This window comes from Sediminicoccus sp. BL-A-41-H5, assembly GCF_050632405.1.
Taxonomy (GTDB): Bacteria; Pseudomonadota; Alphaproteobacteria; order Acetobacterales; family Acetobacteraceae; genus Roseococcus.
In genome coordinates this window covers 4,147,626-4,170,925 of sequence record NZ_CP192601.1, presented here as the reverse complement: position 1 = coordinate 4,170,925, position 23,300 = coordinate 4,147,626, and the positions used below count along the sequence as shown (strand labels likewise).

Annotated in this window: 24 protein-coding genes and 1 pseudogene; 11 read left to right on the top strand and 14 right to left on the bottom strand. The window is 70.4% G+C overall.

Annotated features, from left to right (window positions below; translation table 11 throughout):
- Positions 1-36 precede the first annotated feature (36 nt).
- Positions 37-477: a DUF721 domain-containing protein gene (locus ACQ860_RS20435; protein ID WP_431305168.1), complete on the bottom strand. Its 441-nt coding sequence runs from the start codon at positions 475-477 to the stop codon at positions 37-39.
- A gap of 29 nt (positions 478-506) precedes the next feature.
- Between ACQ860_RS20435 and ACQ860_RS20430 the strand changes: the two genes are divergently transcribed.
- Positions 507-1,526, top strand: a complete 1,020-nt coding sequence (locus ACQ860_RS20430) for an A/G-specific adenine glycosylase (RefSeq protein ID WP_431305167.1) — start codon at positions 507-509, stop codon at positions 1,524-1,526.
- A gap of 9 nt (positions 1,527-1,535) precedes the next feature.
- Here the strand turns inward: ACQ860_RS20430 and ACQ860_RS20425 are convergent.
- Both ACQ860_RS20425 and ACQ860_RS20420 read right to left on the bottom strand, forming a co-directional pair.
- A pseudogene (locus ACQ860_RS20425) lies at positions 1,536-2,579 on the bottom strand (methyl-accepting chemotaxis protein); the annotation flags it as partial.
- Positions 2,580-3,327: 748 nt separating this feature from the next.
- Positions 3,328-4,899: an MBL fold metallo-hydrolase RNA specificity domain-containing protein gene (locus tag ACQ860_RS20420; RefSeq protein WP_431305166.1), complete on the bottom strand. Its 1,572-nt coding sequence runs from the start codon at positions 4,897-4,899 to the stop codon at positions 3,328-3,330.
- A 94-nt stretch (positions 4,900-4,993) separates the two neighbouring features.
- Here ACQ860_RS20420 and ACQ860_RS20415 point away from each other — a divergent pair, with 94 nt between their 5' ends.
- The gene (locus ACQ860_RS20415; RefSeq protein WP_431305165.1) at positions 4,994-5,728 is read left to right on the top strand and encodes an LOG family protein; all 735 of its coding nucleotides are present in this window, start codon (positions 4,994-4,996) and stop codon (positions 5,726-5,728) included.
- Positions 5,729-5,821: 93 nt separating this feature from the next.
- Here the strand turns inward: ACQ860_RS20415 and msrP are convergent, their stop codons facing one another.
- The 4 genes from msrP to ACQ860_RS20395 all read right to left on the bottom strand — a co-directional run bounded on the left by msrP (position 5,822) and on the right by ACQ860_RS20395 (position 9,396).
- Positions 5,822-6,766 carry a protein-methionine-sulfoxide reductase catalytic subunit MsrP gene (gene msrP, locus ACQ860_RS20410; RefSeq protein WP_431305164.1) on the bottom strand — a complete coding sequence of 315 codons (945 nt, stop codon included), beginning with the start codon at positions 6,764-6,766 and terminating at the stop codon, positions 5,822-5,824.
- Positions 6,767-6,851: 85 nt separating this feature from the next.
- Positions 6,852-8,372, bottom strand: a complete 1,521-nt coding sequence (locus tag ACQ860_RS20405) for a DUF6311 domain-containing protein (protein WP_431305794.1) — start codon at positions 8,370-8,372, stop codon at positions 6,852-6,854.
- Between the two features lie 155 nt (positions 8,373-8,527).
- Positions 8,528-8,899: a hypothetical protein gene (locus tag ACQ860_RS20400; RefSeq protein ID WP_431305163.1), complete on the bottom strand. Its 372-nt coding sequence runs from the start codon at positions 8,897-8,899 to the stop codon at positions 8,528-8,530.
- A 227-nt stretch (positions 8,900-9,126) separates the two neighbouring features.
- Positions 9,127-9,396 (bottom strand): DUF3297 family protein, encoded by a 270-nt coding sequence (locus ACQ860_RS20395; RefSeq protein ID WP_431305162.1) that lies wholly within the window; start codon positions 9,394-9,396, stop codon positions 9,127-9,129.
- Between the two features lie 87 nt (positions 9,397-9,483).
- Between ACQ860_RS20395 and hutU the strand changes: the two genes are divergently transcribed.
- Genes hutU through ACQ860_RS20375 form a run of 4 tightly spaced genes read left to right on the top strand, consistent with a single transcriptional unit; the run spans position 9,484 to position 12,419 of the window.
- Positions 9,484-11,160 (top strand): urocanate hydratase, encoded by a 1,677-nt coding sequence (gene hutU / locus ACQ860_RS20390; protein WP_431305161.1) that lies wholly within the window; start codon positions 9,484-9,486, stop codon positions 11,158-11,160.
- 8 nt (positions 11,161-11,168) lie between these two features.
- On the top strand, positions 11,169-11,726 hold the full coding sequence (locus tag ACQ860_RS20385) for a hypothetical protein (RefSeq protein ID WP_431305160.1): 558 nt from the start codon (positions 11,169-11,171) through the stop codon (positions 11,724-11,726).
- The gene (locus tag ACQ860_RS20380) at positions 11,608-12,078 is read left to right on the top strand and encodes a hypothetical protein (RefSeq protein ID WP_431305159.1); all 471 of its coding nucleotides are present in this window, start codon (positions 11,608-11,610) and stop codon (positions 12,076-12,078) included. The genes ACQ860_RS20385 and ACQ860_RS20380 overlap by 119 nt, the downstream gene beginning before the upstream one ends.
- Positions 12,012-12,419: a glycosyltransferase gene (locus ACQ860_RS20375; protein WP_431305793.1), complete on the top strand. Its 408-nt coding sequence runs from the start codon at positions 12,012-12,014 to the stop codon at positions 12,417-12,419. The genes ACQ860_RS20380 and ACQ860_RS20375 overlap by 67 nt, the downstream gene beginning before the upstream one ends.
- Before the next feature lie 279 nt (positions 12,420-12,698).
- Here the strand turns inward: ACQ860_RS20375 and ACQ860_RS20370 are convergent, their stop codons facing one another.
- Positions 12,699-14,789, bottom strand: a complete 2,091-nt coding sequence (locus ACQ860_RS20370; RefSeq protein WP_431305158.1) for a tripartite tricarboxylate transporter substrate-binding protein — start codon at positions 14,787-14,789, stop codon at positions 12,699-12,701.
- A 156-nt stretch (positions 14,790-14,945) separates the two neighbouring features.
- Between ACQ860_RS20370 and ACQ860_RS20365 the strand changes: the two genes are divergently transcribed.
- Together ACQ860_RS20365 and ACQ860_RS20360 are read left to right on the top strand one after the other, a co-directional pair.
- The gene (locus tag ACQ860_RS20365; RefSeq protein WP_431305157.1) at positions 14,946-15,383 is read left to right on the top strand and encodes a hypothetical protein; all 438 of its coding nucleotides are present in this window, start codon (positions 14,946-14,948) and stop codon (positions 15,381-15,383) included.
- Positions 15,380-15,721 carry a RidA family protein gene (locus ACQ860_RS20360; RefSeq protein WP_431305156.1) on the top strand — a complete coding sequence of 114 codons (342 nt, stop codon included), beginning with the start codon at positions 15,380-15,382 and terminating at the stop codon, positions 15,719-15,721. Before ACQ860_RS20365 ends, ACQ860_RS20360 begins: the two co-directional genes overlap by 4 nt.
- Before the next feature lie 159 nt (positions 15,722-15,880).
- On the opposite strand, the gene ACQ860_RS20355 is transcribed toward ACQ860_RS20360, so the two are convergent.
- The 5 genes from ACQ860_RS20355 to ACQ860_RS20335 form a co-directional block, all read right to left on the bottom strand.
- Complete coding sequence (locus tag ACQ860_RS20355; protein ID WP_431305155.1) at positions 15,881-17,050, bottom strand: acyl-CoA dehydrogenase family protein; 1,170 nt, start codon at positions 17,048-17,050, stop codon at positions 15,881-15,883.
- 332 nt (positions 17,051-17,382) lie between these two features.
- On the bottom strand, positions 17,383-18,285 hold the full coding sequence (locus tag ACQ860_RS20350; protein ID WP_431305154.1) for a Bug family tripartite tricarboxylate transporter substrate binding protein: 903 nt from the start codon (positions 18,283-18,285) through the stop codon (positions 17,383-17,385).
- A gap of 181 nt (positions 18,286-18,466) precedes the next feature.
- Positions 18,467-19,435 carry a Bug family tripartite tricarboxylate transporter substrate binding protein gene (locus tag ACQ860_RS20345; RefSeq protein WP_431305153.1) on the bottom strand — a complete coding sequence of 323 codons (969 nt, stop codon included), beginning with the start codon at positions 19,433-19,435 and terminating at the stop codon, positions 18,467-18,469.
- 13 nt (positions 19,436-19,448) lie between these two features.
- Positions 19,449-20,405: a Bug family tripartite tricarboxylate transporter substrate binding protein gene (locus tag ACQ860_RS20340; RefSeq protein ID WP_431305152.1), complete on the bottom strand. Its 957-nt coding sequence runs from the start codon at positions 20,403-20,405 to the stop codon at positions 19,449-19,451.
- Positions 20,402-20,896: a GlcG/HbpS family heme-binding protein gene (locus ACQ860_RS20335; RefSeq protein WP_431305151.1), complete on the bottom strand. Its 495-nt coding sequence runs from the start codon at positions 20,894-20,896 to the stop codon at positions 20,402-20,404. The genes ACQ860_RS20340 and ACQ860_RS20335 overlap by 4 nt, the downstream gene beginning before the upstream one ends.
- 163 nt (positions 20,897-21,059) lie before the next feature.
- Between ACQ860_RS20335 and ACQ860_RS20330 the strand changes: the two genes are divergently transcribed.
- The 3 genes from ACQ860_RS20330 to ACQ860_RS20320 are packed head-to-tail and all read left to right on the top strand — an operon-like array spanning position 21,060 to position 21,751.
- The gene (locus ACQ860_RS20330) at positions 21,060-21,338 is read left to right on the top strand and encodes a CBS domain-containing protein (protein ID WP_431305150.1); all 279 of its coding nucleotides are present in this window, start codon (positions 21,060-21,062) and stop codon (positions 21,336-21,338) included.
- Positions 21,293-21,586 (top strand): CBS domain-containing protein, encoded by a 294-nt coding sequence (locus ACQ860_RS20325; protein ID WP_431305149.1) that lies wholly within the window; start codon positions 21,293-21,295, stop codon positions 21,584-21,586. Before ACQ860_RS20330 ends, ACQ860_RS20325 begins: the two co-directional genes overlap by 46 nt.
- A gap of 15 nt (positions 21,587-21,601) precedes the next feature.
- Positions 21,602-21,751 (top strand): BON domain-containing protein, encoded by a 150-nt coding sequence (locus tag ACQ860_RS20320; protein ID WP_431305148.1) that lies wholly within the window; start codon positions 21,602-21,604, stop codon positions 21,749-21,751.
- Positions 21,752-21,882: 131 nt separating this feature from the next.
- Here the strand turns inward: ACQ860_RS20320 and ACQ860_RS20315 are convergent, their stop codons facing one another.
- A complete protein-coding gene (locus ACQ860_RS20315) occupies positions 21,883-23,217 on the bottom strand; it encodes an ABC transporter substrate-binding protein (RefSeq protein WP_431305147.1) in 1,335 nt (444 codons plus the stop codon).
- Between the last annotated feature and the right edge of the window lie 83 nt (positions 23,218-23,300).

Sequence of the window (23,300 nt, the reverse complement as noted above, 5' to 3'; positions counted from 1 at the left end):
CCTAGAGATGGCGCAGGGGGGGCGGGATGTCCACCTTCAGGGCTTGCGGGCGAAGACCCCCTGGGCGAGGCGCTCCAGCGCCATCCGCAATTCCTCCCCCGGCACCGCGTCCAGGCTCTTCTCGACACGCGGCGGCAGGGGGCCGGGCGGGGGGCGCTTCGGCCGGGCGGCCTCCACCCGCGGCGCACGCTGCACGAAGGCGAGCTTGCGGACCGCGATCCGTCCCAGATGCGCGTTGATCCGCTGGATCAGCGCCGGCGCCCCCATGCCGAGTTCCATCGCGGCCGGCCCGGTGCAGGCCAGCGTCAGCGTGCCGGCCGAGATCCGCACGGGCTCGGCCATGCGGGCGATCTCGGGGCCCACCACCTGGGGCCAATCCGCCAGGATCTGCGCCGCGTCCGGGCTGCGCTTGCGGAAGGCGGGGCGCGTCAGGCGCGGTACCAGCGCCCCCAGCTCCTGGAGGCCCCCCCTGGACACGAACGGGGTCGGCGTCTCTGACTTGGCCAATGATGCATCCCTCCGCCGCCGAACTGCTCGCCTGGTATGACCGCGCGGCCCGTCGCCTCGCCTGGCGCGAGACGGCGCCCGATCCTTACCGCATCTGGGTGAGCGAGGTCATGCTCCAACAGACGACGGTCGCGGCCGTCGGCCCGCGCTATGATCGCTTCCTGGCCCGCTTCCCCGATGTGGCGGCGCTGGCGGCGGCGGATTGGTCCGAACTTGCCGAGGAATGGGCGGGCCTCGGCTACTACGCCCGCGCCCGGAACCTGCATGCGGCGGCGCGCGCCATCGTGGCGGCGGGCGGCTTCCCGGCGGATTCCGCCGGCTGGCGCGCCCTGCCGGGCATCGGACCCTATACGGCGTCGGCCATCGGCGCCATCGCGCTGGGCGAGCCGCTGGTGCCGCTGGACGGCAATGTGGAGCGGGTGGTGGCGCGCCTCTTCGCCATCGAGACCCCCCTGCCCTCGGCCAAGCCCGAACTGGGGCGCCTTGCCGACGGCTTCACCGCCCAGCCCGAGATGCGCGCCCGCCCCGGCGATTTCGCCCAGGCGCTGTTCGACCTCGGGGCCACCATCTGCACGCCGCGCAGCCCGGCCTGCGTGCTCTGCCCCTGGCGGGCGGATTGCCGGGCGGCGGCGCGCGGCATCGCGGCGGAACTGCCGCGCAAATCGCCGAAAGCCGCACGCACCGCGCTGCATGGCGTGCATTTCGCCCTGCTCGATGCCAAGGGCCGCATCCTGCTGGAACGGAGGCCGGAGAGCGGGCTGCTTGGCGGCATGCTGGCCCTGCCCGGCACGCCCTGGCGCGCCGAACCCTGGGGCGAGGCCGAGGCCCTGGCCCATGCCCCCCGCCCTGGCCTCGCCTGGGAGGCGCGGCCGGGTGTCGCGCAGCATGGCTTCACCCATCGCGAGCTGACCATGCGGGTGATGCTGGCGCGCGTGCCGGCGCTGCCCGAGGGCGTGCCGATGGAGCAGGCAGCACGCAGCCTGCCGAGTGCGATGAAGAAGCTGCTGCCGCTGCTGTGAGCCGCCGCCTCAGGCGGCCCGCAGGGCATTCAGGAAGCCGTCCACATTGCTCCGCAGCGTGGCCGCCTCCCGGTTCAGCCCGGCCGCGGCCTGGCTCAGCTCGGTGGCGGCGGAGCTGGTCTGCTCCGCGCCCGCGCGGAGGCCAGCGACGTGGCCGCTCGCTTCCGAATTGCCGATCGCGGCATCGCTGACCGCACGGCCGATCTCCCGCGTCGCGGCCGCCTGCTGCTCCGCCGCCGCCGCGACCTGGGTGGAGATGGTGTTGATCTGGTCCACCGTCCGCGCGATCCCGCGGATCGCCTCCACCGCCGAGGTGGTGTCGGACTGCATGGCGCCGATCTGCGTGGCGATCTGCTCGGTCGCCTTGCTGGTCTGCGCGGCCAGGGCCTTCACCTCGCTCGCCACCACGGCGAAGCCCTTTCCGGCATCGCCCGCCCGCGCCGCCTCGATCGTGGCGTTGAGCGCGAGCAGGTTGGTCTGGCCCGCGATGTCACCGATGAGGCGCACGACCTCGCTGATGCGATCCGCGCCGGCGGCGAGGTTGCCGACCGCGGCATCGGTCTGGCGGGCTTCGGCGGCGGCGGCGGAGACCATGCGCGCGCTCTCGCTCACCTGGCGCGCCACCTCGGCGATGGAGGCGGACAATTCCTCGACGGAGGCCGCGATGGCCTGCACATTGACGCTCGCCTGCTCGGACGCCGCGGCGGCCTGGCCGGCGAGGGTGACGCCCTCGGTCGCCGCCCCGCCCATCCGGAGCGCCGTCTGGTCCAGACGGCCGGCGGAGAGGGACACCGCCTCGAGCGCGCCCATCGCCTCCCGCTCAAAGCCCTTCACCATGTCATCCACGGCGGCCTTGCGCAGCGCGGCGCGCTCGGCATCGGCCGCCTCGCGGGCGCGCCGCGCCTCGGCCAGGCCATCGCGCAGCCGGGCCAGCGTGGCCGCCATGCCGCCCAGCTCGTCCCGCCGGCCCGCGCCGGGGACCGGGCTGACATCATCGCCATCGCCCAGCGCGGCCATGCGCGCCTGCAGGGCGAAAAGCGGGCGCACCACGGTCCGCTGCAGGAAGAGGAAGGCGCCCAGGCCGATCATCACCACCATCGCCAGCACGCCGAGCGCCGTCATCCAGGTCTCGCGGAGGATGGCGGCCGAGAGCGCGATCCCGGTGCCCTGGGCGTTGCGGGTCATCTCGTCGCTGAAGCGGGAGACGCGGCCCTGCAGCTCGACCACCAACGCGCGCCCATCGGGCTGCCCCCAGGAACTGCGGGTCGCGTCATCATGATCCGCCGCGCCGGCCGCCTTGATCGCGATGGTGCGCATCGCGCTCTGGCGGAGGCGGGATACCGTCTCCTCCGCATAGCTCTGCATCGGCCCCGCCTCGGGAAGGCCGATCGCCTTCATCTGCGCGAGCGTCTGGTCGAGATTGCCGAGGATCTCGCGGATGGAGGTGTCGAGCGCGCCGATGCGGCCGGGATCGCGCAGGAGCTGGACATTGTTCAGCTGCCGCCCGAGATCGGCGACATCGCCGCGCAGCCGCAGCGAGAGATTGGCCACCACCATCTCGCGCTGGATCAGGCTGGAGAGGGTGCGGTCCGCCGCGAGCATCCGGCTACTCAGGAGTGCGGTCACGCCCAGCGCCAGCAGCGCCAGGAGCGACACGATGGCAAGGACTTTCGTTCCGAGGGAGGCTTCGGTCATTCGTTGCATGAGGTGCTTCTCCGACAGGGAGCGGGTGATGATGCCCGGGCACCTGAATGACAGGAATTCAATAACGCGGGCTTAAGCCCGAGGCTTGCTCGGAGCCCTACCGCAGCGCCCCCCGCAGCTTATCGATCAGCGCCGCGCGGCTTGCCTCGTCGCCCGCCTTCTCGATCGCCTCCTCGATGCCGAGCAGCAGGGCCGCGCGCGCATTGTGCCAATCCGGCCGGCCGACGCTCTCCGGATGCGCCCGCCGCCCGGGCCGCGCCGGCAGGCGCTCCGGGATGGCATGCGGGGCGAGGCGGAAGCCCTCATCCAGCACCGGGCGGAGGATGCGCGCCGGGCTGATCCCCGGGATCACGCCCGCCATCACCTCCATCGCCTCCGGCTCGCCATGCACCAGGAAGAGCCCGCCCTTCACCGGCCCGCGCGCCGCGATCCAGCGCAGCAGTTCCGGCTGGTCGGCATGGCCGGAGTAGCCTTCCACCATCGCGATGCGCGCCGCCACCTGGATGGTCTCGCCCTGGATGCGCACCCGGCGCGCGCCATCCTGCAGCAGGCGCCCCAGCGTGCCCTCCGCCTGGAAGCCCACCAGCGCCACCGTGGCGCGCGGGTCCCAGAGGCGCGCCTTCAGGTGGTGCCGGATGCGCCCCGCCTCGCACATGCCCGAGCCCGCCAGGATGATCTGGAATCCCTCCTGCCGGGCCAGCCTCCGGCTCGCCTCGCCATCCACAACATGCTCCAGCCGGCGCGAGGTGAGTGCCGCGCGCAGGGCATGCCCCGCCTCCGTGTCCAGCGCGTGCCGGGCAAACACCTTGGTGGCGCGCGTCGCCAGCGGGCTGTCGAGATAGATCGTCGCCTCCGGGATCGCGCCCGACTGCATGAGGGCGACGAGATCCATCACTACCTCCTGCGCGCGCTCCACCGCGAAGGTCGGGATCAGCAGCGGCCCGCCGCGGCGCGCGGCGTCGCGGACGATTTCGGTGATGGCGGCGCGGCGGGCGGCCTCGTCCACCGGGGGGCGGTCCTCGTCGCCATAGGTGCTCTCGCAGATCAGGTGGTCCACGCCGCCGGAGGGGCCATCGGGGTCAGGCTGCATGGCGCTGATGTCGGGGCCGATATCGCCCGAGACCAGCACGCGCATCTCGCGCTCGAATTCCAGCTCGATGGAGGCGGAGCCCAGCATGTGCCCGGCATTCCACCAGCGCGCGCGCAGCCCGGCCACCGGCGTCACCCATTGCCCGTAGCTGACGGGGGTGAAGGCGGCGAGCGCGTCCTCCGCATCGGCGGCGGTGTAGATGGGCTCCACCTCATCCTGGCCGCGATGGCGGTTGCGGCGGTTGAGCATCCGCACCTCGCTTTCCTGGATGTGCCCGGAATCGGGCAGCATGCAGGAGCAGAGTTCGATCGTCGCCGCCGTCGCGTGGATCTGCCCCGTGAAGCCCTGCTTCACGAGGCGCGGCAGCAGGCCGGAATGGTCGATGTGCGCGTGGGTGAGCAGCACGGCGTCCACCTCGCGCGGATCGAAGGGGAAGGGCTCGTGGTTCAGCGCCTTCAGCGTCTTCGGGCCCTGGAACATGCCGCAATCCACCAGCACCTTCTGCCGGCCCCATTCAAAGAGCAGGCAGAGCCCCGTGACGGTGCGCGCGGCCCCGCAGAAGGTGAGTGTCACGGCCATGGCGTTTCCCCTGTGCGCTGCGCTTGGATGGCAGCGTTGAGGGGCGCATCATGCGCTCCATCCGGCACATTCTCCAGCCGGGCAGGATGCGCCCATGACCGAAGACGCGACCCACTCCCCCGCCTATCGCCTGGCGCTCTTCGACCGCGATTTCCTGCTCAGCCCCGCCATGCGCGGCGTGCGGCTGCAGGTGGAATTCACCAAGGCGGATGACGCGCTGCGCTCGGCCGGCATCCGCTCCACCATCGTGGTCTTCGGCAGCTCCCGCGTGCGGGAGGATGGGCCGGGCCGGCAGGCGCGCTGGTATGAGCAGGCGCGGCATTTCGGCCGCATCGCCTCCGAGCGCGGCGGCGCGCTGCACCCGGTGGCAGGCGCGCGGGACCATGTGATCGCGACCGGCGGCGGCCCCGGCATCATGGAGGCCGCCAATCGCGGCGCGCATGACGTGGGCGCCCCCAGCATCGGCTTCAACATCCGACTGCCGCATGAGCAGGTGCCCAACCGCTATACGACGCCCGACTTCACCTTCCAGTTCCATTATTTCGCGCTGCGCAAGATGCACCTCGCCATCCGCGCCCGCGCGCTGGTGGTCTTCCCCGGTGGCTTCGGCACGCTGGACGAGCTGTTCGAGCTTTTGACGCTCAGGCAGAGCGAGCGCCTGGGCCATGTCCCCATCGTGCTGGTGGACGAGGCCTATTGGCGCCGCATCGTGAACTGGGAGGCGCTGGCCGAGGAGGGGATGATCGCGCATGGCGAACTGGAGCTGCTGCGCTTCGCCGAGGATGCCGAAGGCGCCTGGGCCGAGCTCGACATCCGGCCGCCGCGGTAGAGCTGATCCAGCTGGCGGCCCGCAGGGCCGGGAGCGCGAATGCGCGCGCCCGGCGCCCGAGGGGCGCGAAGGCTCTGCCTTCGTGCGGTTCAATCAGGCCCAGAGGCGCTCGCGCTGCAGGTTGGTATAGAGCCCCGCCACGAACTCGCCATAGCCGTTGAAAAGCCGCGTCGGCACGCGCTCGCCGGAGCCGAGGAGACGTTCGGTGGCCTGCGACCAGCGGGGATGCGCGACCTCGGGGTTCACATTGGCCCAGAAGCCGTATTCCGAGGGCTGGATCTTGAACCAGAAATTCTCGGGCCGCCGGTCGGTCAAGGTGACCCGCACCACCGACTTGCCCGACTTGAAGCCGTATTTCCACGGAAAGACCACGCGGAAGGGCCCGCCATTCTGCGCCAGCAGCGGCTTGCCATACATGCCGACGGGCATGAAGGTCAGCTCGTTCATCGCCTCCGCGATGGTGCAGCCCTCCACATGCGGCCAGGGATACCAGCTCTGCCGCAGGCCCGGCATCACGGCCGGCAATTGCGCCGTGGTGAAGGAGACGTAGCGCGCGCCGGCGGTGGGCTCGACCAGCTTCAGAAGTTCCGAGAGCTGGAAGCCGGTCCAGGGCACGGTCATCGCCCAGGCCTCGACGCAGCGCAGCCGATAGATGCGCTCCTCGATCGGCAGCATGCGGATCAGGTCGTCCACGCCATAGGTGGCGGGCTTGGCCACCATGCCGTCCACCTGGATGGTCCAGGGGCGCAGGGGCATGCGGCTCGCCTCGCGGACGATGTTCTTGCTCGTGCCGAATTCGTAGAAGTTGTTGTAGGTGGTCGCCTCGCGCTCGGGCGTGATCTCGCGCTCTGGGCGGTAGCGCAGGTTGCGCTGGTGGGCGGGCAAGGGCGGCACGGGGCCGGAGGCCTGCTGGGCGAAAGCCGTGGCGGGCAGCAGGGCGGCGCCAGCGCCCATCAGCGCGCGCCGGTTCAGCACGAGATGCTCGGGTGTCACCTGGCTCTCGGGGATTTCATAGCCTCGGCGGCGGCGGATCAGCATGGGGATGGCTCCTGGCGCTTGTTCCACGCCCAAGGGTGGGGATCAGACCTTCTTCGTCAAGGCGCGCCCGAAGGTAACGCCCGCCTCACCAATCGGGAGCCAGCACGTACAGCCCGTTCGCCTCGACGATGCGGTCCCGCCCCGGCCGCAGCCCAGCGCGCGCCAGCGCCAGGCTTTCCGCGTCGCGCAGCACATACATGACGCCGGGCTCGGGCCGGCCCTCGGCGAGGCGCGCGGCCATCTCGGCGCGCAGGGCCGCCACGCGGCGCCAGTCGCTGCGCGCCAGGTAGATCGCATCCGTCGCCATCCGGTTCGTCGCGGCGAAGACCGCGATCTCCTCCCAGGCGGCCCCCTGGTTGGCGGCGGGCACGGCGCGGATGGCGCGGTAGCGCGTCGCCGCCTCGGCCCAGAACGGATCGGAGAGGCGCAGCGGCAGCTGGGCCGGCATCGGCTGAAAAAAATAGGCGAGCCGGGCCACGCCAGGCCGCAGGTCCGCCGCCTGGACGGTGAGCAGCGCCGCCAGCACGAGGCCCGACCAGCGCGGCCCGAACAGCCGCAGCAGCCCCGCGATGCCGCCCAGCATGGCCGCATAGGCGACGGGCCAGAAGAAGCGCTCCGAGGCGCGCAGCGCCCCCATCCACTCCACCACCCGCGCCGGCAGCGGCAGCAGCGTGATCTGTGAGCCGCCGATGGAAGGCCGGTGGGTGATGGCGAAGGCCAGCATGGCCAGCAGCACCGCCAGCAGCGGCGCGTGCCGCCAGCCCGGCCGCAGCCAGGCGAGGAAGGGCAGCAGCAGGAGCGCACCCAGCCCTGGATAGCTGCTCGCGACCTCCAGATGCGCCGGATCGGGCAGGTCGGGCAGGAAGCGCCCCCAATAGGCCGGGTCGAAGGGCGCCAGCAGATCGAGCTGCATGGCCCCGTACATCTGGCCGCCATGCCCCGTGCGCAGCAGGAAGAAGCCCGCCGCCCAGAGGCCCGCCACCCCGGCCGCCGGCACCATCGCGGCCTCGGTACAGTTGCGCCGGCGCCACCAATCGGCGGCCCAGAGGCCAAGCACCATGGGGAGCAGGTAGGAATGGATGAGCGAGGCGGCCAGCACGAGCGCCGTCCAGCGCCAGCGCCCCGCGCCCTCCAGCACGAGCCAGAGCCCCCAGAGCAGCAGGAAATGCGCGCCCAGCGCGAAATGCCCGCCGAGGCGGTTCAGCAGCATGGGCTGCAGCACGAAGAGCATGGCCCCCGCGAGGCGCGGCAGCGGCGCCTCCGTCCAGCGCCCGATCAGCCGCCAGGCGAGCCAGCCCTGCAGCGCACCGCAGGCCAGCAGCCACATGCCCCAGTACTGGCCGATCTCGACCACGCCCCGCAGCGCCTTGAAGAGGAAGGCCAGCAGCGGGATCGCATCGGCGTAGAAGACGGAGGAGGAGAGCTCCATCCCGAAATCCGGGCTGATGCCGGGCGGCACCCCCCAGGGCGCGTCGCGGAAGAAGGTCCAGCCCAGCCAATACTGCACCGGATCGGGTCCGATGCGGCCCGACAGCATCCAGCCCGTCGCCCCGGGCGGGACGATGCCCGGCCCGAAGACGCCGAGGATGACGCCCGCGCCCAGCAGGGCGGCGGCCGTGGCGCCGATGGCGGCATGGAGTGATGGAGCGCGCAGCGGCTGCCCTTTCCCGGTGTGGAGGCCGGGAAGAAGCCCGCATCATGCGGCCAGATGATGGCGAAGTCATCGGCCCGCCATGCGGGCCGGGGTTCAACCGGAGCGGATCAGCCCGGCCCCTCCGCCTTCAGGATGTCGCCCAACGGGATCACATCGGACTCGCCCAGCACCTTGAAGGCGACGCTGCCCTCATCCTCGCCGTTCCAGGCGCGGCTCAGCACCGCGCCGATCACCGGCAGCCAGGAGGATTCGGCCAGCGCCTTGCTGACATGCGCGACCAGCGTGCCGCGGTCATCATGCATGGCGGTGACGTGCCGCACCCAGACGCCCTCGCCCAGGCTGGATTCATCATCGGGCGCCTCGCGCGTCAGGATGCGGAGCAATTCGCGCACGCGGCCATCGGTCCGGGCCAGGCGGTCCAGCCGCCAGGGTTCGTCGCTCGCATTATGGGCGGTCATCGTCGGATAGACTGGGCGCAACGCGGTGTTCCTCATCCCGGAGCGGCGGCGCGCATCACGGGCGGGCCTGTCGCACGCCCGGAGGGTTATCCTCCCAGGCATGTAACAATCCTGCATGAGGTTGACGCAACGGCAAGAAGAATCTTGGAGGCGACAGAGCGGGCCCGCCGCGCGGAACGTTCCAAATCAGGAACTTCTGAGACAGCCTCTCACGGCGCACCCGGTCTCACACAAGGTGAGGCCTGGCATCAGCCCTTGGGATGCGGCCGGTCCCGGAAATAGGGGAGCACCTCGCCCTGCATCTTCATGGTGAGCGGCAGCCCGTTGCGCCCCACCTGCTTGCCCATGATGAGGCGCACCCAGCCCTCGCTCACGCAATACTCGTCCACATTGGTGCGCTCGACGCCCTTGAAGATCACGCCCACGCCGCGCTCCAGCGCGCGGGCGTCGTGGAAGGGGCTCTTCGGGTCGGCCGCCAGGCGGTCGGGAGGGGTGTCGGGGAGTTCTGCGTCGGACATGCGCGTGTCCTACCCCCGTTTCGGGCAAATTGGCCAGCGGCGCGCCTTCCGATTATGTCTGGCGGCTCAACCTGAACCGGTGCCGTCATGACCCGTTTCCGCAAGGCTCAACTCAACTCCCCTGGCATCCGCAGCCCCCGCGGCCTCGACATCACCTGCCGCCAATGGACCACCGAGGCAGCGATGCGGATGCTGATGAACAACCTCGATGACGAGGTGGCGGAGCGCCCGGGCGAACTCGTCGTCTATGGCGGCATCGGGCGCGCGGCGCGCGACTGGGACAGCTATGAGCGCATCGTCGCCGCCCTGAAGAAGCTGGAAGGCGACCAGACGCTATGCGTGCAGTCCGGCAAGCCGGTCGGCGTCTTCCGCACGCACCCGGATGCGCCGCGCGTGCTCATCGCCAATTCCAACCTCGTCCCCGCCTGGGCGAACTGGCAGCACTTCAACGAGCTCGATCGCAAGGGGCTCATGATGTACGGCCAGATGACGGCCGGCTCCTGGATCTACATCGGCAGCCAGGGAATCGTGCAGGGCACCTACGAGACCTTCGTGGAGGCCGGGCGCCAGCATTTCGGCGGCTCGCTGGCCGGCCGCTGGATCCTCACGGGCGGCCTGGGCGGCATGGGCGGCGCGCAGCCGCTGGCCGGCGTCTTCGCCGGCGCCTCGGTGCTCGCCGTGGAATGCCAGCCCTCCAGCATCGAGAAGCGGCTTGAGACCAGGTACCTCGATCACCGCGCCGAGGACCTCGACACGGCACTCGCCATGATCCGGACCGCCTGCGCGGAGAAGCGCGCCATCAGCGTGGGCCTGCTCGGCAATGCCGCCGAGATCTTCCCCGAACTCGTCCGCCGCGGCGTGGTGCCCGACATCGTCACCGACCAGACATCCGCGCATGATCCCGGCAATGGCTACCTGCCGGCCGGCTGGACGCTCGCCGAATGGCAGCAGAAGCGCGAGAGCGACCCCGCTGGCGTCGCCGCCGCGGCCAAGCGCAGCATGGTGCAGCATGTGCAGGCCATGCTCGACTTCCAGAAGATGGGCGCGGCCGTGCTCGACTACGGCAACAATATCCGCCAGATGGCGAAGGATGAGGGCCTCGCCAATGCCTTCGACTTCCCGGGCTTCGTGCCGGCCTATATCCGCCCGCTCTTCTGCCGCGGCATCGGCCCCTTCCGCTGGGCCGCCCTCTCCGGCAACCCCGACGACATCGCCAAGACCGACGCCAAGGTGCGCGAGCTGATGCCGCATGACACGCACCTGCATCAGTGGCTCGACATGGCGAAGCAGCGCATCGCCTTCCAGGGCCTGCCGGCCCGCATCTGCTGGGTCGGCCTCGGCGATCGCGACCGCATCGGCCTCGCCTTCAACGAGATGGTCGCGAAGGGCGAGATCGGCCCCGTCGTCATCGGCCGCGACCACCTCGATTCCGGCTCCGTCGCCAGCCCCAACCGCGAGACGGAGGCGATGATGGACGGCTCGGATGCCGTCTCCGACTGGCCGCTGCTGAACGCGCTGCTCAACACCGCCTCGGGCGCCACCTGGGTCTCGCTGCACCATGGCGGCGGTGTCGGCATGGGCTATTCGCAGCATTCCGGCATGGTCGTCGTCTGCGACGGCACGCCGGATGCCGCGCGCCGCCTCTCCCGCGTGTTGTGGAACGATCCGGCGACGGGCGTGATGCGCCACGCCGATGCGGGCTACGAGATTGCGCGCGATTGGGCACGCCAGAAAGGGCTCGACCTGCCCGGCATCCTGAAGTAGCCCGCGCGGTGCAGATCCTCTTCCTGCATCAGAACTTCCCCGGGCAGTATCGCCACCTCGCGGTGGCGATGGCCAAGCGGAAGGGCGTCAAGGTCATCGGCCTCGGCCAGACCGACACGACCGCCCTGCCCGGCATCACGCAGCTCCGCTACAAGCCGCCCGAGCCCGGCAAGACGACGCCCCACCCCTATCTGGTCCGCACCGAGGGCCACATCCGGCACGGCCAGGCGGCCGCTCGCGCCGCCGTCGAGTTGCACAAGAAGGGCTTCCGGCCGGACCTCATCTGCGCCCATCCCGGCTGGGGCGAGGGCCTCTTCCTGAAGGACGTCTTCCCCGAGGCGAAGATGGTCCTCTACTGGGAGTACTTCTTCCGCTCATCCGGGCGGCGATATCGGCTTCGACCCGCCCGGCGTGCCCGTGGGCCTGGACGAGGCCGCGCGCACGCGCGTGCAGAACACCATCCAGCTCATCCAGCTCGACGCCGCCGACTGGGGCGTCTCGCCCACGCGCTGGCAATGGTCGCGCTATCCGGAATGGGCGCAGAGCCGCATCTCCGTCATCCATGAGGGAATCGACACCGCCATCGCCTCGCCGCACGGGCCGGCCGACTTCACGCCTGCCCGATGGACGCACGCTGACGCCGGCGGACGAGGTCGCAGCTTCGTCGCGCGCAACCTCGAACCCTATCGCGGCTTCCCGCAATTCATGCGCGCCCTGCCCGCCTTCCAGAAGCTGCGGCCCCAAGGCGCATGTCGTGGTCGTCGGCGGCGACGGCGTCTCCTACGGCCGCGCGCCCGCCGAAGGCGGCAGCTGGCGCGAGGTGATGCTGCGCGAACTGGACGGCCGCCTCGATCTCAGCCGCATCCACTTCACGGGCCGCGTGCACCTACGCCGACCTGCTCAGCCTGTTCCGGCTGACGCGCGCGCACCTCTATCTCACCTATCCCTTCGTCCTCTCCTGGTCGATGCTCGACGCCATGGCCTGCGGCGCGCCATCCTGGGCTCCGCCACACCGCCCCGTGCAGGAAGTGATCCAGGACGGCGTGAATGGCCGCCTCACCGACTTCTTCAACCCCGAGGCCATCGCCGAAAACCTGGCAGCCATGCTGGCCGACCCGGAGGCCCAGGCGCCCCTCAAGGCCGCCGCGCGCCGCCACGTCGAAACGCATTACGACCTGCACAAGATCTGCCTGCCCCGGCAGATGGCGCTGCTCGACGCCATCGCGAACGGCCAACCGGCACCGAGTTTCCACGGCTGAGCGCGACAGCGCCCAGGTGCCGCATGTGAGGCTGGGAAGGGCGCCGCCCTTCCCAGACCCATCCCGCCAAGGGCCGAAAGGCCCTTGGAACCCAGGACAGGGCTTGTCGAGGGAGGGGGCAAGAGCACGCGCGTGCATCACGCGCGCGCCCTTGAGCCCCCTCCCTCAACAAGCCCAATTCTTGAAGGGGTCCACGGGGCCCTGGCCCCTGGCGGGGAGAGGTTTGGAGAGGGGCGGAGCCCCTCTCCAACTCACGCGCGCACGCGGATGCTGCCGCGTTCAGCCCGCGAATTCGGCGCGGATGGCGGCGTCGTGTTGGCCGAGGCTTGGGACCGGGCCGTATTCGCGCGCGCCGTCGCTGAATCGGGCGGCGGGGGCGACGATGGGGATGGGGCCTTTTTCGGTCTCGACGGTGATGCGGCGCAGCGCCTTGTGGCTCGCGAGGCCGGCGACGTTGTTGACGAAGCCGTAGGCGGTGTTGGCGCGCGTCAGGCGTTCGACGCAGGTGTCGCGATCATAGGATTTGAAGACCGAGGCGATGTGCGCATCCACCATCGGCCGCTGCGCGACGCGTTCGAGGTTGATGCGGAAGCCCTCGCGTTCGGTGAGGGATTTGTCGCCCAGGAAGTGCTCGGCGAATTGCGCCCATTCGCGCTCGTTCTGGATGGAGATGAGGATGAGGGCGCCGTCCTTGGTCTCGAAGGCGCCATAGGGGCAGAGCGAGGGGTGCGCGAGGCCGATGCGCTGCGGCTCCTTGCCCGTGCCTTCGAGGTAGAGGAGCGGCACGTTCATCCAGTCCGCCATGCCGTCGAAGAGCGAGACGGCGATGCCCTTGCCGCGGCCGGTGATGCCGCGCTCGATGATCGCCTCCAGCACGGCGGCGTGGGCGTTCATGCCGCAGGCGATGTCGCAGGCCGAGACGCCGACGCGGCCCGGGCCTTCCGGGCGGCCGGTGACGGAGGTGAGGCCGCTTTCCGCCTGCACCAGCAGGTCATAGGCCTTCATGCCGGCATAGGGACCGTCCTCGCCATAGCCGCTGATGTCCACGGTGATGAGGCGCGGATGCTTCGCGCGCAGTTCAGCGGAGCCGAAACCGGCACGCGCCATGGCGCCGGGGGCGAGGTTCTGGATGAAGACATCGGCCTTCGCCAGCAGGCGCGCGAGCAGCGCCTTGTCCTCCGGCTGCTTGATGTCGAGGCGCAGGCTTTCCTTGCCCCGGTTCAGCCAGACGAAATAGGTGGACAGGCCCTTGCAGGCCGCGTCATAGCCGCGGGCGAAATCGCCTTCCGCGCGTTCGATCTTGATGACCCGCGCGCCGGCATCGGCCAGCTTCATCGAGCAGGTGGGCGCCGCCACCGCCTGTTCCATCGAGACCACCAGCAGGCCGGCCAAAGGTTTGCCGCTCACGTTTCCTAACCCTCTCGTTCCATGCGTGCGGCGCGGATGAAGGCGCCCCACCGGGCGTGTTCGCCTCGGATCAATGCCGCCGCAGCCACCGGGCCGTGCTGCACACCCAGGGGCGTGATGACGGAATTCGGCGGCCAGGCTGCGCGCCAGCATCTCATCCCCCAGCGCGCCCTCCAAGGCCCGGGCCAGGCTTTGGATCATCGGCGCCGGCGTGCCCGCGCGCACCGTCAGCACATTCCAGATGGCGAGCTGCGGCATGGCGAGGCCGGCTTCCGCCGCCGTGGGCACGGTCGCGAGCTCGGGCAGGCGGTGCGGATGCAGGACGACGATGGCGCGCGCCCCCAGATGGGTGGCGGGAATGGCAGTAATGGTCTGGTCCACCATCACGTCGAGCAGCCCGGCCTGGAGGTCCTCCAGTGCCGGCCCGCCGCCCGGGTAGGTGACGATCTCCCCGCCATCCCCCAGCGCGCGCATGAGCATCATGCCGCCCATGAAGAGCGCGCTGCCCCGCCCGGCGCTGCCGATGGAGAGATGCCCCTGCTGCGCCCGCTGCCGCAGGCTCGCGACGTCGGTGATGCCCGAGGCGACGCTGGCCAGCAGGACCATCGGGTTGGTGCCGATCAGGCCGATGGGGGCCAGATCGGTCAGCGGGTCGTAGGGGAGGCGTGCGAAAAGATGCGGGTTGAAGGCGAAGAGGCCCGGATTGCCGATGAGGAGGGTGCGGCCATCCGCGGGCCGCGCCATGAGGTGGCGCAGGGCGCGCTGGGCGCTCTCGCCCGGCATGGCCTCCACCCGCACCGCCTCGCCCAGCTGCCGGGCCAGGACGGGGGCGAGGAGTTCCGCCAGGCGGTCGGTCGCGCCACCCTGGGCGAAGGGGACCAGCAGCGTGATGGGTTCAGCCGCCGCGGCCGCGGGAATGGATGCGAGGGCCGCGAGCGTGGCGCGGCGTGTGAAACCTGGCATGCTGGTCCTTCCAGCTATCCGGCGCCGCCGGATCGCACCATACTGCGGTGAGACTGCCATCGCCGGGCCAAAAGGTTAAGCGTTCCGCCAGACCGCGCCACCCGGCGCGGCGGGCGGTGATCAGGGAACCATGCCCATGTCGCAGCACGCCACGCCATGACCACCAGCTGGGGAGAGAAGTATCGCGCGGCGAAGCCCGCCCGCGTGACCGAGCTGGAAAAGCCCTTCGCCGGAATTCCGGCCGGCGCGCAGCTTTTCATCGCCTCGCCCAAGGTGATCGACGCCTATCTGCGGGGCATCCCGCCCGGCCGCACCAAGGATGTGGCGGCGATGCGGGAGGCCTTGGCGAAGAAGCACAAGGCGGACGCCACCTGCCCGACCTCGACCGCGATCTTCCTGCGCATCGTGGCGGAATCGGCACTGGAGCGCGTGGCGGCGGGCGAGGCGCCGAGCGCCGTCTCGCCCTTCTGGCGCGTGGTGGAGCCGGGCGGCGCGCTGGCGCAGAAACTCTCCTGCGGGCCGGATTTCATCGCGCGGCAGCGCGCGCTGGAAGCGGCCGCGAAACCCTCCCGCAAGAAGGCCGACACCGCATGATCACCCGTATTCCCGGCAAGGTGGCGAGCCGCAGCCGCGCCGTGATCCACAATGGCATCGTGACGACGGTCGCGACGTCGCCGGTGAAATCGGCCTCGATGCTGGAACAGGCGCGGCTCGCGCTGGCGGCGATCGACCAGAACCTGGCGGATGCGGGCACCAGCAAGGCGCGGATCATCACGGCGATGGTCTATCTGGCCGACATGTCCCGGAAGGGAGAGCTGAACCAGGCCTGGGACGAGTGGGTGGACATGGGCAACCCGCCGCAGCGGGCGTGTTTGGGCGTGGCGCTGGAGGGGGCGGATCTGGTGGAGATCGTGGTGACGGCGGCGGTCTAGGCCGCCCAGCGGCGACGGCCACCCAAGAGCGGCACCGCCCACCGAGGATGCGGCCGCAAAGCGGCCGCCGCGCCCAGACTACCCTTGCCCCCCGCGCACGCTACGCGGCGCGAAGCCAAGCGCGCGGAGCGCGCGCCCGGCGCCTGAGGGCATCACAAACTAATAACTTCTCGGCATGCCGAGCACGTGCTCGCCCAGATAGCTCAGCACGAGGTTCGTGCTGATCGGCGCCACCTGATAGAGCCGCGCCTCGCGGAACTTGCGCTCCACATCGTATTCCTCGGCGAAGCCGAAGCCGCCATGGGTCTGCACGCAGGCTTCCGCCGCGGCCCAGGCGGCGTCGGCGGCCAGCATCTTGGCGGTGTTCGCCTCCTCGCCGCAGGGCAGCCCGGCCTCGAACTTCTCCAGGCCCTTGTGCAGCAGGGCTTCCGCCGCGCGCATCTGCGCATAGGCCTTCGCGATGGGGAACTGCACGCCCTGGTTCTGGCCGATCGGCCGGCCGAACAGGATGCGCTCCTTCGCGTAGGCGACGGACTTCTGCGTGAACCACTTCGCGTCGCCGATGCTCTCGCTCGCGATCAGCAGGCGCTCGGCGTTCATGCCGTCCAGGATGTAGCGGAAACCCTTGCCCTCGACGCCGACCAGGTTCTCGGCCGGAACCTCCATGTTGTCGAAGAAGACCTCGCAGGAATTGTGGTTCATCATCGTGCGGATGGGGCGGATGGTCAGGCCGTTGCCGAGCGCCGCGCGCATGTCCACGATGAAGGTGGACAGGCCCTCGGTCTTCTTCGCCACCTGGTCCTTGGGCGTGGTGCGGGCCAGCAGCAGCATCAGGTCGCTGTGCTCCGCGCGGCTGGTCCAGATCTTCTGGCCGTTCACGATGTACTTGTCGCCCTGCTTCACGGCGGTGGTGCGCAGGTTGGTGGTGTCCGTGCCGCTGGTGGGCTCGGTCACGCCGAAGGCCTGCAGGCGCAGCGTGCCCTCCGCGATGCCGGGCAGGTAGCGCTGCTTCTGCTCCGGGCTGCCATGCTTGAGGATGGTGCCCATGATGTACATCTGCGCGTGGCAGGCGGCACCGTTGCAGCCTTCCGCGTGGATGGTCTCGAGGATGGCGGCGGCGGCCGAGAGCGGCAGGCCCGCGCCGCCGAACTCCTCGGGGATCAGCGCGCCGAGATAGCCGGCCTCGGTCAGCGCGCGGACGAATTCGGTGGGATAGCCGCGACGGGCATCGAGTTCGCGCCAATACTCGCCGGGGAAGCGGGCGCAGAGCTTGCGCACCTCCTCGCGGATCTCGGCATGGGGGTCGGCGGAAATCAGGGCTTGGTCCATGGGGCGTCTCCTTGCCCGATGGATTAGGCCCCGATCCCCGCCAGGGCAAGGCTGCCAGCCCGCGTCGCCCCGCGCCTTTCGCACGCGCCACAATTGCGGAAAACGCAGAGAGGTCACGCGTGACCATGGGTGTGCGCCATCCGGTGTCGTTGAACGCACCGGGACCGGAGAAATCGAGGTGATGGAAGCAGCTGCCGGTGGTCGGCACGAGCCGCCAGGCTTGCGATGGCATGGCGCAGGGGGCGGTAACCGCGGGCCGTGGGTCGGGCTTTGTGCCCGTCAGGGGCCGGCGCGCCCAGGGACAGGCGACCAAGCTGAAGCGCGGATGAGCGTCAGTCGGCCGTCGCACCCGAAAGCCGCACCACCTCGGTCCAGCGCGCCATGTCCTCGCGCAGGAAGGCGGCGTATTCCGCACGGCTCATCGGCGAGGGATCCGCGCCGGCCGAGCGGATGCGCTCCACGATCACCGGGTCGCGCAGCATCTCCTGCGTCATGCGGTTCAGCGCCTCCAGCACCGGCTCGGGCGTGCGGGCCGGCGCCACGAAGCCGAACCAGGCGCGCACGTCGAAGCCGGGCAGCACCGTCTCGGCCAGCGTCGGCACATCGGGCGTGAAGGGCCAGCGCTGCGGCGTGGTCACCGCGAGCAGCCTGATCCGCCCCTCCCGCACATGCGGCAGGTAGAGCGGCACATTGTCGATGACCACACCCACCTGCCCGCCCAGGAAATCCACGACGAGCGGCGCCGAACCGCGGAAGGGCACATGCACCATGTCGATGCCCGCGCGCAGCTTGAAATACTCCTGCGTGACATGGCCCGAGGTGCCATTGCCGGGCGAACCGCAATTGAGCCGGCCGGGCTGCGCCTTGGCGAGCGCGATCAGCTCCGCGATGCTGTTCACCGGCACAGAAGGGTGCACGAAGATGCCATTGGCGACGACGGAGATGGCGCTGATCGGCGCGAAGTCGCGCAGCACGTCATAGTTCAGCCGCCCCGCGCGCAGCGCGGCGCCCGCCGTCATCGAGATGGAGGTGGAGAGGAAGGTGTGCGCGTCATCCGCGCGCGCCGTCTGCTCATTGGCCAGCGTGCCGCCGCCGCCCAGGCGGTTCTCGACGACCACCGGCTGGCCCAGCAGGGGTGAGAGCCGGTCGGCCAGCATGCGGGCGTAGATGTCGGGCAGGCCACCCGGCGGGAAGCCCACCAGCATGCGGATGGGCCGCGTGGGCCAGCCCGGCACGCCGGAACCCTGCGCCCGCGCGGCAGCAGGAAGAAGCGCGGGGGCCGCCAGCACATGGCGTCGCGTGAGGCCTCATGGTCCATCTCCCGAAAGACAGGGCGATCGGACCATGATGCGGAGACAGCGGAAAAGCGGAATCCAAATCCCCGCCGCGGGGTCCCGCGGCGGGAATGCCTGTTCCTCAGTCAGCCTGGATGCGGAATTCGCGCACCAGGCCGCCCCATTGGGCGATCTGACGGTCGAGGAAGGGGCCGAGCACCGACTTGTCGCCCAGCACCACGCGGGCCTGCTGGGTTTCCGTCATGGTGCGGTTCACGCGCTCCTCCTGGAAGGATTCCTTCAGCGCCGCGTACATGCGCGCCTGGATGGCGTCGGGCGTGCCATGCGGGGCGAAGACGCCCCACCAGGCCTCGGCCTCCAGGCCCTGGAAGCCGCCTTCGACCGCGGTCGGCACCTGGGCCAGCGCGGGCAGGCGCTCGGGGCCGAACTGCACCACGGGGCGCAGCGTGCCGCCGGCGATATGCGGGGCGACGACGGCCGCGCTGCCGATCATCATCTCCACATGGCCGGCGACGGTGTCATTCACCGCAAGCCCGCCGCCGCGATAGGGCACATGCGCCATGCGCACATTGGCGCGCGAACCCAGCAGGATCATCGTCAGATGGCCGATTGTGCCATTGCCCGTGCTGCCATAGCTGATCGCCTCGGGCCGCGCGCGCGCGGCCGTCACGATGTCGGCCAGCGTCTGATAGGGCTTGTCCGGGCGCGTCGCGATCACGTAGGGCGCGCCGCCGATCAGCATGACGGGATCGAGGTCCCGCGTGATGTTGAAGGGCAGGTTGGGCAGCAGGGCGGGCAGCGTCGCGTGGCTGTCGAAGGTGAGCAGCCAGGTCTGGCCATCAGGCCGTGCCGTCGCCACCACCTGCGTGCCGAGCGAGCCGGCCGCGCCGCTGCGGTTCTCCACCACCACCGGCACGCCCAGGCGCTGCGAGAGGCCGGGCGCGGCCAGGCGCGCCACCGCATCCGTGCTGCCGCCGGGCGCGAAGGGCACGACGATGCGGATGCTGCCGGAGGGCCAGGACTGCGCGCTGGCGATGGCGGGTGCGGCGAGGATCGCGCCCAGCGTGGCGCGGCGTGTGATGCGGATCATGGTTCCCCCGGTTCTATTCCAGCCTGGCACCCGTGGCCGCCACGATGGGCCGCCACTTCGCCTGTTCGGCCGCGATGTAGGCCCCGCTCTGGTCGGGCGACAAGCGCCCCCCCACCTCGAAGCCCGCCGCCTCCAGCTCGGTGCGGAATTCCTGTACCGCGAGGGTCGCGGTGATGGCGGCCGAGAGCCGCGTGCGGATCGCCTCCGGCGTGCCCATCGGCAGCATGACGGCGAGCCAGACCGCGGCCTCGAAGCCCGCAAGCCCCAGCGCCTCGGCCACCGTCGGCACCTCGGGCACCAGCGGGCTGCGGGCCGTGGAGGCAACGGCCAGCATGCGGGCGCGGCCCGAGCGGTGCTGCTCCAGCGTGGTGGCCACCGTATCGGTCAGCGCATCCAGGTGGCCGCCCAGCAGGTCCGCCATGGCGGGCGCGCTGCCGCGATAGGGCACGTGCTCGATGTTCACCTGGGCCTCGCGCTTGAACAGCTCGAAGGACATGTGGAGGTAGCTGCCGGTGCCGGGCGAGCCATAGCGCAGCTGCCCCGGCCGCGCGCGCGCGGCGGCGACGAGGGCGGGCAGGCTGTCCGCCACGCCGGGCCGCACCACGAAGGCGACGGTGGCGGCACCGGGGATGGCGACGGGCAGGAAATCCCGCAGCGGGTCGAATTGCGGACGCTCGGCGAGCAACGGATAGAGGCCGAGCGTGCTCGCCGTGCCGAAGAACAGCGTCTGCCCATCGGGCCTGGCGCGCGCCGCCTCCAGCGTGCCGATGGCGCCGGCGGCCCCCGTGCGGTTCTCGATCACCACGGTCTGGCCAAGCTCCGCCGGCAGCCGCGCGGCGAGGCGGCGGGCGAAGACGTCGGTCGCCCCGCCCGGCGGGAAGGGCACGATCATGCGCAGCGGCCGGTCGGGCCAGGTCTGCGCGATGGCGGGTGTCGCGAGGCTCGCGAGGAGAAGGGCGCGGCGCTTCACAGCCCGGCCTCCCGCCAGCCGGGCGCCGGCTCGTCCGGATGCGCGCCGAGGCCGGCCGCGCGGATGCCCATGATCGCCGCATATTCGTCGCGGTCCGAGGCATCGCCCGAGACGCCGACGGCGCCGATCGCCTCGCCCGCCGCGTTCAGGATGAGCACGCCGCCGGGAACCGGGATGAAACGCCCGTCACTCGCCGCCGCGATGGAGGCCTGGAAGGCCACGCGCTCCTTCAGCCGGTCGCGCACCACGCGGCTGCCGATGCCCATGCCGAGTGCCGCCTGCGCCTTGCCGCGCGCGATCTCGAAGCGCAGCACGCCGCAGCCATCCTCGCGCCGGAAGGCGACGAGCTGCGCCCCAGCATCGAGCACGACGACGGCAAGCGGCAGGAGATCGGCCTCGCGCGCCGCTTTCAGCGTGCCATCCAGCACGGCCTCGGCCTGCGCGAGGCGCAGCGCCGAAGCGACCGGGACCAGGAAATAGCCTTCGCCCATGCGGACGCATCCTCCCAACTCTTGTTGTCACGAGACTATCGCATCGCGGGCGCATCCGGGAGGGCGCGACTTGATCCGGCGCAAGGCGGCGGGGCACGGTTTAACCTAAACGGATTGCAACGCGCCGGAATTTGGCGCGGATCGCCGGAAGGAACGCAGACGCATGAAATCCAAGGACCTGATGACCACGAACCCCGTGGTCGTCTCCCCCGACACGCCCGTCGCGGCGGTGGCCGAGCTGCTGGCCGCGCGCGGCATTTCCGCCGTGCCTGTGGTGGATGCGGAAGGCGTGCCCCAGGGCATCGTCACCGAGGGCGACCTGATCCGCCGACTGGCCGAGCGCCCGCCCGGCCCGCTCAGCTGGTCCTGCAGCTCTTTGAAAGCTCCGAGCCGCTGGTGGAGCGCTTCTCCAAGGCGCATGGCAAGACCGCCGCGGATGTGATGACCAAGGCGCTGGTGACCGTCAGCGAGACGGAATCGGCCGAGCGCGTGGCGCAGCTGATGGAGCAGAACCACATCCGCCGCGTGCTGGTGGTGAAGGGCAACCACCTGGTCGGCATCGTCAGCCGCGCCGACCTGCTGCGCGCCGTGCTGCGCGGCAACGTCACGCCGCAGGAGATCCATGACGACCACGGCATCCAGCTGGCGCTGGTGAAGGCCATGCGCGACCAGCCCTGGTGGAGATCCTAATCGGTCTATCCTTCGGTGAAGGCCGGCACCGTCACCTTCCACGGCTTCGCCCGCAACGACACGATGCGCCAGGGCCTGGCCATCATGGCGCGTGAGATCCCGGGCGTGGTGGGCGTGGAGGACAAGATGGCGCCCATGCCGCTGATCCTGCGGGCCAGCTTCTAATCGGCACGCGCCGCCCCATATCGTGCAGACCGCGATATGGGGCGAGACATGCAGGACGAGAGCAATCCGCAGCGCGAAGTGACGATCGCCGGGAAGTTCCTGGGCCTCGGCATCGTCGGCTGCACGGTCATCTACTGCATCTTCGTGGAAAAATTCGGCGCGCCGGAAGCCCAGGCGAGGCTGCTCTGGGTCTTCCTGGGTTCGGTCGCAGCGGGCGTGATCATCCCGCTGCTCTTCTGCCGGCGGCCGATACGCTGATCGACGTTCGCGCCCTCGATCACATTGCCGAAGCGCACCCAGCCCGAGCCATCCCAGCGCTGCAGCTGCATCTGCCGGATCACGTTGAAGTTGGTGGGCTGGCTCTGCACCTTCACGCCAGGCAGCAGGGTCGCCACGTCCATCGGCGCGATGTTCGTGGCCTGGCGCATGATGTTCTCGCGGCTGAAGTCGTTGCCGCATTGCCGGAGCACCTGGATCATGGTGGTGCCGACGCCATAGCCATAGGTGAAGTTGTTGTCCGCCAGGTCCCCATTGGGGATGAAGCGCTGCATGAAGCCGCGCCATTCGGTCATGCCGGGATCATTGGCCCAGGCCGGGTCGCTCTGGTCCTTGCGGTAATCCGAGGTGATGAGGCCGACGCCCCGCTCCTTCCCCGCCGGCTCCATCACCGCGCCGACCGAGACCGAGACGTTCGTCATGAACATCATCGGCCGCCAGCCGATGTCGTGCACGCGGCGGATGGCCTGGGCCGCGAAGCGCGGGATGACGCCGCAGATGAGCACATCGGCGCCGCTCGCCTGGAGCTGGACGATCTGGCTGTCCACCGTCGGGTCCGTCGCCTCGTTGGTGGCGACGCGCACCATGGAATCGAAGCGGTTGCCCAGCACGTCGCGCACCCCGTTCAGATAGTCACGGCCGAAGTCGTCATTCTGGTGCAGCAGCGCGATGCGGGCGTTGGGGCGCGTTTCCAGCACATGCTTGGCGTAGATCTGCGCCTCGGTCCGGTAGCTGGGCTGCCAGCCGATCGTGCAGGGGAATTCGCGCGGATTGGCCCATTTGTCGGCGCCGGTCGCGAGGAAGAGGTGGGGCACGCGGCGCTGGTTCATGTAGCGGTGCACGGCATTGTTGGTGGGCGTGCCGAGCTGGTTGAAGGTGAAGGCCACGCGATCCTGCTCGACCAGGCGGCGGGTCTGTTCCAGCGTGCGCGGCGGCGAATAGGCATCGTCATAGACGGTGAAGTTCACGCGCCGGCCGGCGATGCCGCCCTCCTCGTTCAGGCGGCGGAACATGGCGGTGAGGCAGGTGGAGATCACCGAATAGGCCGAGGCGGGCCCCGACAGCGAATTGGTGCTGCCGATGCGGATCTCATTGGCGGTCACACCCGGCGCTTCCTGCGCGGGGGCGATGTTGGGCGCGGCCAAGCTGGCGCCGGAAGCGATGAACAGCGTGCGACGGGTGGTGGTCATGAGGGTTCCCTCCCAGGAATGACGCGTTTCTTGGTGGTGAGGCGGCGGACCAGCCCGGCCACGCCGTCCGGCAGGACAAACAG

What these genes read in the sequence shown, in the direction of transcription:
- ACQ860_RS20355 (WP_431305155.1), bottom strand. Translation starts at nt 17,050, where the DNA reads ATGGACCAAGCCCTGATTTCCGCCGACCCCCATGCCGAGATCCGCGAG.
- msrP (WP_431305164.1), bottom strand. Translation starts at nt 6,766, where the DNA reads ATGCTGATCCGCCGCCGCCGAGGCTATGAAATCCCCGAGAGCCAGGTG.
- ACQ860_RS20345 (WP_431305153.1), bottom strand. Translation starts at nt 19,435, where the DNA reads ATGATCCGCATCACACGCCGCGCCACGCTGGGCGCGATCCTCGCCGCA.
- ACQ860_RS20415 (WP_431305165.1), top strand. Translation starts at nt 4,994, where the DNA reads ATGACCGAAGACGCGACCCACTCCCCCGCCTATCGCCTGGCGCTCTTC.
- ACQ860_RS20370 (WP_431305158.1), bottom strand. Translation starts at nt 14,789, where the DNA reads ATGCCAGGTTTCACACGCCGCGCCACGCTCGCGGCCCTCGCATCCATT.
- ACQ860_RS20315 (WP_431305147.1), bottom strand. Translation starts at nt 23,217, where the DNA reads ATGACCACCACCCGTCGCACGCTGTTCATCGCTTCCGGCGCCAGCTTG.
- ACQ860_RS20335 (WP_431305151.1), bottom strand. Translation starts at nt 20,896, where the DNA reads ATGGGCGAAGGCTATTTCCTGGTCCCGGTCGCTTCGGCGCTGCGCCTC.
- ACQ860_RS20430 (WP_431305167.1), top strand. Translation starts at nt 507, where the DNA reads ATGATGCATCCCTCCGCCGCCGAACTGCTCGCCTGGTATGACCGCGCG.
- ACQ860_RS20365 (WP_431305157.1), top strand. Translation starts at nt 14,946, where the DNA reads ATGACCACCAGCTGGGGAGAGAAGTATCGCGCGGCGAAGCCCGCCCGC.
- hutU (WP_431305161.1), top strand. Translation starts at nt 9,484, where the DNA reads ATGACCCGTTTCCGCAAGGCTCAACTCAACTCCCCTGGCATCCGCAGC.
- ACQ860_RS20360 (WP_431305156.1), top strand. Translation starts at nt 15,380, where the DNA reads ATGATCACCCGTATTCCCGGCAAGGTGGCGAGCCGCAGCCGCGCCGTG.
- ACQ860_RS20330 (WP_431305150.1), top strand. Translation starts at nt 21,060, where the DNA reads ATGAAATCCAAGGACCTGATGACCACGAACCCCGTGGTCGTCTCCCCC.
- ACQ860_RS20395 (WP_431305162.1), bottom strand. Translation starts at nt 9,396, where the DNA reads ATGTCCGACGCAGAACTCCCCGACACCCCTCCCGACCGCCTGGCGGCC.
- ACQ860_RS20420 (WP_431305166.1), bottom strand. Translation starts at nt 4,899, where the DNA reads ATGGCCGTGACACTCACCTTCTGCGGGGCCGCGCGCACCGTCACGGGG.